Raw genomic sequence first — 6,532 nt, 5'->3', positions numbered from 1 at the left:
GGCCGGGGGTGCGCGGGGAGTCGATAAGCCCGAGGGAATCCGAAGGAGTCGCCGTAGGCGAGGACGAGGATGACAAGGGGGCAGTCCGGAGCGCAGGCTCCGGACCGCAATCGTTGACCCGCGCGCCCCCGGCCCCCGACGCGACGGGCGCCTAAAGAACCCAACCCTTCGCGAACTCCCAAGGATCCAACCCTTCGCAAGCTCCCAAGAACTCAACCCAAGAGCCCCAAAACCCCCACCTTCAATGCCGGATCTCCGCCAGGAACTTCTGCGCGCGCGCGGTCTCCGGCCGGGAGAAGAATTCTTCCGGCGTCCCGGTCTCGACGATCCGCCCCGCGTCCATGAACCAGACCCTATCCGCGACCTCCCGCGCAAAGCCCATTTCGTGCGTGACGCAAACCATCGTCATACCGTCCTTGGCCAGGCCCTTCATCACTTGCAGCACCTCGCCCACCATCTCCGGGTCCAGCGCGCTGGTGGGCTCGTCGAACAGCATCACCGGCGGATTCATCGCCAGCGCCCGCGCAATGGCGACCCGTTGCTGCTGGCCGCCGGACAACTGGGCGGGATAGGCGTCGGCCTTGTGGGCCAGGCCGACGCGATCCAGCAATTGGAGGGCGCGTTCGCGCGCCTCGGGGCGGCGGGCCCGCTTGAGTTGCAGCGGGGCCAGCATCAGGTTCTCCAGCGCCGACAGGTGCGGAAACAGGTTGAACTGCTGAAACACGAAACCGATATGGCTGCGCAGCGTGTCCAGGTGCACCTTGGGGCCGTAGATGTCCTGGCCGTCCACCTCGATCACGCCCTTCTGGATGGGCTCCAGCCGATTGACCGTGCGGATCAGCGTGGATTTGCCCGACCCTGACGGCCCGCATACCACCACCACCTCGCCCTGCTTCACCTGCGCCGTCACATCGGCCAACGCCTGGTATTGCCCGTACCACTTCTGCACTTCGGAAAATCGGATCATGTCGCCACCGCGCGAGGAGCAGGCATGAGCCCGGCGCGGCGCCTGCCGATACGGCGTTCGGTCAGGTGCACCAGTGAGCTCAGCCCGAAATTCAGGATGAAATAGGTCAGCGCCAGCAGCCCGAAGACCTCGAACGGCTTGGTCAGCAGCACGCTGTTGATCTGGTTGGCCGCATAGGTCAGTTCCTGGACGCTGATGACGTAGGCCAGCGACGTCTCCTTCACGGTGGAGACGAACTGGCTCAGCATGCTGGGCAGCATGTTGTAGAGCGCCTGCGGCAGGATTACGCGGCGCATGGTCTGCATGTACGACAGGCCCAGCGCGCGGCTGGCTTCCTGCTGCCCGGGCGGCAGCGCCTGGATGCCGGCGCGGATGATCTCCGCCAGGTAGGCGCTTTCGTAGCAGACCAGCGCCACCACCATCGTCGTGGTGCCGGCCACCGGCCGGCCGATGATGAGCGGCACGAAGAAGTACGCCCAGAAGATGAACATCAGCAGCGGCAACCCGCGCACCAGGTACACCACGGCCGACGCCGGCCAGTAGAAGACCCGGTAGGGACTGATCCGGCCCAGCGCCAGCAGCACGCCGCAGGGCAGCGCCAGCGCCAGGCTGACCGCGGCCAGCCCCAGCGTGGCCGCCAGGCCGCCGACCGGGCCTTGCGGATACTGCCCGATGAGCAGCAACAGCCAGTTGTCCTTGAGTATGTCCCACATGTCAGCGCGCTCCCAGCGGACGGTAGCGCCGTTGCAGGAGAGCGCCGCCCCCCATGATCAGGAACGACAGCACCAGGTAGATGACGGTCACGACCGCATAGGCCTCGAAGGTGCGGAACGTGTAGTTCTCGATTTCGCGGCCGGCGGCGGTGAGTTCGGTCACGCCGATGGCCATGGCCAGGCTGGTGTTCTTCAACAGCAGCAGGGTCTGGTTGAGCAAGGGCGGAATGGCGATGCGGAAAGCCTGCGGCAGCACGACCTTGCGCATCGTGGCCAGGAAGCTCAGGCCCAGCGCGCGCGCCGCCTCGACCTGGCCCGAGGGAATGCCGCGCACCGCGCTGCGCAGGTCTTCGCAGACATAGGCGGACATCACCAGCCCGATCGCGATGCAGGACAGGATGAACTCGCTGCCATGGCTGTTGAGCCAGTCGGTGGCGGCCTGAGGCAGCAGCGCCGGCACGCCGAAATACCAGAAGAGGATGTGCACCAGCATGGGCACGTTGCGGTGGAACGCGACATACGTCGCGATCACCCCGTTGGCCACGGGCGAGCCCGTCAGGCGGATCACCGCCAGCAGGCTGCCCACGAAGAACGCCAGGATCCAGGCGAATCCGGCCAGCGCCAGGGTGGTGACGAGCCCCCTGAGCAGCCAGGCCGGGTATTCCCCCTGGAAGATGGCGCCGAAGTCGAAAACGTAATGCATCGAACCAGGCTCCAGCGCGCTCGGCGCGTCAACCCTTGATGGCTTCGATGGTGAAGTCGCGTTTCATGTTGAACTGGGTGCCTGCGCCGAACCACTTGTCGAAGGTCTTGGCCGCCTGGCCCGAGGCTTCCATGCCGTCGAGCACCTTGTTCACCTGGTCCAGCATCGCCGTGTCGCCCTTGCGCACGCCCATGCCCCAAGGTTCGACGAACAGCGCCGGCTCCAGGATCTTGACCGGGACGGCGCTGGCGGCGGCCTGCTGCTTGAGCTTGACCAGCATGAGTTCGGAGGCCACGAAGCCGCTGACCTTGCCCTGCTGCAGCGCCAGGAACGCGCCGCTCGGGTCCTTGAAGGTTACGGGCTCGACGTTCGGGATGTTCTTGCGCGCGCCCTGCTCGGACGACGAGCCCCGCACCGCGCTGACGCGCTTGCCGGCCAGGTCGGCGGGCGCCTTCAGGTCCTTGTCCGAATCGCGCGCCAGCACTTTCTGCAGGCTCACGAAATGCTGGTGCGAATAGTCGATCTGCTTCGCGCGCTCGGGGCTCCAGCCCAGGTTGGCCGCCACCACGTCCACGCGGCCGGCAATCAGTTCGGGGATGCGCGCCTCCACGGCAATGAGCTTGAGCTCCAGCGGGACTCCCAGGCTATCGGCCACGGCCTGGCACATGTCGACCTCGTAGCCGACGATGCCGCGGGTCTTCGGATCCTGGAAACTGAACGGCTCGGCCGTGCCCATGGTTCCGCAGATGAACTTGCCGCGCGCCTTGATGTCGGCCAGCGTGTCGGCATGGGCGGCGGGCGCCAGCGCGGCGGCCATGCCGGCGGCGGCGACGAAGGAAGCGATCGTTGTCTTCATGGTATTTCCCCTGAGTGTAGGTATGGGTACAGCCGGTCTGGGCAGCCTTCCAGGCCGCCCACAATCAAATCAATCCGCCGCATGCCTCGCGGATGCGGCGGCAGCCTTCCTCGATGTTTTCCATCGAGGTCGCGAAGCTCAGCCGCAGATAGGGCGACAGGCCATAGGCCGCGCCGTCCAGCACCGCCACACCCGCGACATCCAGCAGAAACATCACGACATCCAGGTCGGTCCGCAGCACGCGTCCGTCGGCCGCGCGCTTGCCCAGCAGCCCCTCCACCGAGGGATAGACGTAGAAAGCGCCCTGGGGCTGCGGACAGCGGATGCCGGGCACGTCGTTCAACAGCGCGACGATGCGATCGCGGCGCGCATGGAAGACCTCCGCCGCCTCGCGCACGCAGGCCTGGTCGGCGGTAAGCGCGGTGCGCGCCGCCGACTGGCTGATCGCGCTGACGCAGCTGGTGCTCTGCGAGATCAGTGTGGCCATCGCCTTGATCAGGGCTTTCGGCCCGCCCGCGTAGCCCAGGCGCCAGCCGGTCATCGCGTAGGCCTTGGACACGCCGTTGATCGTGAGGCAGCGGCCGGCAAGCGCCGGCACCGCGGCCGCGGGCGACAGATGCGGCGTATCGCCATAGGCGAGATGTTCATAGATCTCGTCGGTCATCAGCCAGACCTGCGGATGCCGCGCCAGCACCTCGCCCAGCGCCCGCAGCTCGGCGGCGTCGTACATCGCGCCGGTGGGGTTGCTGGGCGTGTTCAGGAGCAGCCATTTGCTGCGCGGCGTGATCGCGCGCTCCAGCGCCTCGGGCGTGAGCTTGAAACCGTCGGACTCGGGGCAAGGCACCACCACGGGGGTGCCGTCGTTGACCAGCACCATGTCCGGGTACGACACCCAGTACGGCGCGGGAATGATGACCTCGTCGCCCGCCTGCACGGTGGCGGCCAGCGCGGTGAAGATCAGCTGCTTGGCGCCCACGCCGACGATCAGCTCGTCCAGCGCGTAGTCCAGGCCGTTCTCGCGCTGGAACTTGGCGCGCACCGCTTCCAGCAGCGGCCTGGAGCCGGCGGACGCGGTGTAGCGGATGTCGCCGCTGTTGAGGGCGTCGATACCCGCCTGCACGATATGCGCGGGGGTCGGCAGGTCCGGCTCGCCCACCGTGAAATCGACGATGTCCCTGCCCTGGGCGCGCAGCTGGTCGACACGGCTCTTGGCCGCCATGCTGGGCGAGGGCTTGATGGCGCGCGCCCGGTCCGCCAGGAATTCGCTTGCGGCCGCGCTCATGCCAGCCCCTTGGCCGCGAAGGCGGCCTGCATCCAGCTCTGCGTCTTCTCGCCGCCGGCGATCTCGGCCATGATGCGTTCCTCCTTGGCGGCGTGGGCCTGGGCGGCGGCGATCAGGGCTTCGGCCTCGGAAGGCGGAAAGCTGACCAGGCCGTCCTCGTCGCCCACCACGATGTCGCCCGGATTGATGACCTGCCCGCCGATGGACACGGGCACGTTGACCTCGCCGGGCCCATCCTTGTAGGGGCCGCGGTGGATGTGGCCGCGCGCATAGCAGGGGAAACTGTCCGCCTCGAAGGCGGCCACGTCGCGGATCGCGCCGTCCACCACCACGCCGGCGCAACCGTGGACCTGGAGATAGCGCTTCATGATTTCGCCCAGCACGGCGTTGGACAGGTCTCCGCCCGCGTCCACCACGAGCACGTGGCCGGGTTGCACCTGCATCATGGCCTTGTAGATGAGGAGGTTGTCGCCCGGGCGGGTCTTGACGGTCAGGGCCGTGCCGACCAGCTTGCCCGCGCCGTTGTAGCGGCGCAGGCCCGAAATGCCTTCGCGGCGCGCGAGGTTGTCGCTGAGGTGCGGCGTGACGATGCCGGCCAGCGCCTGGAGAACCGCGGCGGAAGCGACGGGTGTAGCGGGCAATATCCGGGCGCCGGTATGAATAGAGGCCATGGCGATCTGCAAAATCCTGAGTCGGTGATTGAATGAAGCAGGCGCCATGGTGCGAGCTTTTGCGATTCCGTAAAAGGGATTAAATTTCCACGAACTTCATCGCTTTATGGAATATAAGGGTTAGCCCTTAATGGAAATTTCGGAATGAATATCGCTGCTCCGGAGCGCCTCGCGTGCTGACCTTCAAACAGATCGAAGCCCTCTACTGGACCGTCAGGCTAGGCACGTTTTCCGCGTCGGCGCAGAAGCTGCACACCACGCAGTCCGCCATCACCAAGCGCATCCAGGAACTGGAGGCGGACTTCGACATCGCCCTGTTCGACCGTTCGGGCCACCGCGCCGAGCTGACCGCGCGCGGCCATGAGGTCTATGCGCTGGCGGAAGAAATGCTGGGCCACCGCGACCGGTTGCTGGTCCGGCTGAAAGGCCAGCACACGCTCACCGGCACGTTCCGTTTCGGCATCACGGAGATCACCGCGATGACCTGGCTGCCCGCGCTGATCCGGCTGCTGCGGGCGCACTACCCGCGCATCACGCTGGAGCCGCACATCGACCTGGGCGCGGACCTGCTCAAGCGCCTGCAGGCCGGCCAGCTGGACATGGCGTTCCTGCACGGGGAATTCGCGGAGCCTAACCTGCAGGCGGTGCCGCTGCAGCGCCTGGAGTTCGCCTGGATGGGCAGCCCCGACATGATCGACTCCAGCCGCGTCTACACGCCGGCGGACATCGCGGCCCTGCCCCTGCTGCGACAAAGCCGGGAATCGGGCTTGAACATGATCTACGACGGCTGGCTGCGGCCGCACACCCCGGCCAGCAATATCTTCACCATCAACAGCCTGATCGCGATGGCCGGGCTGACCGCCGCCGGCTTCGGCGTCAGCTGCCTGCCGCGCGACTATTTCGCGGACATGGTCAGCGCGAAACAGCTGGTCATCGCCCGCACCAGCCTGGCGCCGCCGCAATCGGTGTATTGCGCGATGTTCCGCAGGGATGCGGACGTAGCGTTTTGCGAGAGCGTTGCGGAGCTGGCGGAGAGTTGTTGCGAGTTTTCTGGCGGTGGAAGGTGAGTTTTCTGCTGAGGATGGGCAGTGCCTGACGCCAAGCGGCAGCCAATACGTGTGTCTGACACCCGGGAAGGCCTGCGCCAGGCCGTTCCAGCATCTCCTCGGGTGTCAGACACTGCCTGGACCAGTGTCTGACACCCGTACGAGACGCATGCCATTGCGCCTCGGTGCCTCGCGGGTGTCTGACACCAAGCGGCGGCCAATACGTGTGTCTGACACCCGGAAAGGCCTGCGCCAAGCCGTTCCAGCATTTCCTCGGGTGTCAGACACTACCTG

The 6,532-nt window shown here is 66.5% G+C and carries 7 protein-coding genes; 1 reads left to right on the top strand and 6 read right to left on the bottom strand.

Going from position 1 to position 6,532, the window contains the following annotated elements:
- Positions 1-241: 241 nt before the first annotated feature.
- The 6 genes from JL37_RS14105 to JL37_RS14080 form a co-directional block, all read right to left on the bottom strand.
- On the bottom strand, positions 242-967 hold the full coding sequence (locus JL37_RS14105) for an amino acid ABC transporter ATP-binding protein (protein ID WP_043544760.1): 726 nt from the start codon (positions 965-967) through the stop codon (positions 242-244).
- A complete protein-coding gene (locus tag JL37_RS14100; protein ID WP_043544758.1) occupies positions 964-1,680 on the bottom strand; it encodes an amino acid ABC transporter permease in 717 nt (238 codons plus the stop codon). The genes JL37_RS14105 and JL37_RS14100 overlap by 4 nt, the downstream gene beginning before the upstream one ends.
- A gap of 1 nt (position 1,681) precedes the next feature.
- Positions 1,682-2,383, bottom strand: coding sequence for an amino acid ABC transporter permease (locus tag JL37_RS14095; protein ID WP_043544757.1), 702 nt, complete (start codon positions 2,381-2,383; stop codon positions 1,682-1,684).
- A gap of 28 nt (positions 2,384-2,411) precedes the next feature.
- Positions 2,412-3,239, bottom strand: a complete 828-nt coding sequence (locus JL37_RS14090; RefSeq protein ID WP_043544756.1) for an ABC transporter substrate-binding protein — start codon at positions 3,237-3,239, stop codon at positions 2,412-2,414.
- 64 nt (positions 3,240-3,303) lie between these two features.
- Positions 3,304-4,521, bottom strand: coding sequence for an aminotransferase class I/II-fold pyridoxal phosphate-dependent enzyme (locus JL37_RS14085; protein WP_043544755.1), 1,218 nt, complete (start codon positions 4,519-4,521; stop codon positions 3,304-3,306).
- Complete coding sequence (locus JL37_RS14080) at positions 4,518-5,192, bottom strand: RraA family protein (RefSeq protein WP_043544982.1); 675 nt, start codon at positions 5,190-5,192, stop codon at positions 4,518-4,520. The genes JL37_RS14085 and JL37_RS14080 overlap by 4 nt, the downstream gene beginning before the upstream one ends.
- 173 nt (positions 5,193-5,365) lie before the next feature.
- Here JL37_RS14080 and JL37_RS14075 point away from each other — a divergent pair, with 173 nt between their 5' ends.
- Positions 5,366-6,259, top strand: coding sequence for a LysR family transcriptional regulator (locus tag JL37_RS14075; protein WP_043544754.1), 894 nt, complete (start codon positions 5,366-5,368; stop codon positions 6,257-6,259).
- Positions 6,260-6,532 lie beyond the last annotated feature (273 nt).

Origin of the sequence: Achromobacter sp. RTa, from assembly GCF_000757485.1 — a bacterium.
GTDB lineage: Bacteria > Pseudomonadota > Gammaproteobacteria > Burkholderiales > Burkholderiaceae_B > Achromobacter.
This window is presented reverse-complemented; position numbering and strand designations above follow the sequence as displayed.

What these genes read in the sequence shown, in the direction of transcription:
- JL37_RS14105 (WP_043544760.1), bottom strand. Translation starts at nt 967, where the DNA reads ATGATCCGATTTTCCGAAGTGCAGAAGTGGTACGGGCAATACCAGGCG.
- JL37_RS14100 (WP_043544758.1), bottom strand. Translation starts at nt 1,680, where the DNA reads ATGTGGGACATACTCAAGGACAACTGGCTGTTGCTGCTCATCGGGCAG.
- JL37_RS14095 (WP_043544757.1), bottom strand. Translation starts at nt 2,383, where the DNA reads ATGCATTACGTTTTCGACTTCGGCGCCATCTTCCAGGGGGAATACCCG.
- JL37_RS14090 (WP_043544756.1), bottom strand. Translation starts at nt 3,239, where the DNA reads ATGAAGACAACGATCGCTTCCTTCGTCGCCGCCGCCGGCATGGCCGCC.
- JL37_RS14085 (WP_043544755.1), bottom strand. Translation starts at nt 4,521, where the DNA reads ATGAGCGCGGCCGCAAGCGAATTCCTGGCGGACCGGGCGCGCGCCATC.
- JL37_RS14080 (WP_043544982.1), bottom strand. Translation starts at nt 5,192, where the DNA reads ATGGCCTCTATTCATACCGGCGCCCGGATATTGCCCGCTACACCCGTC.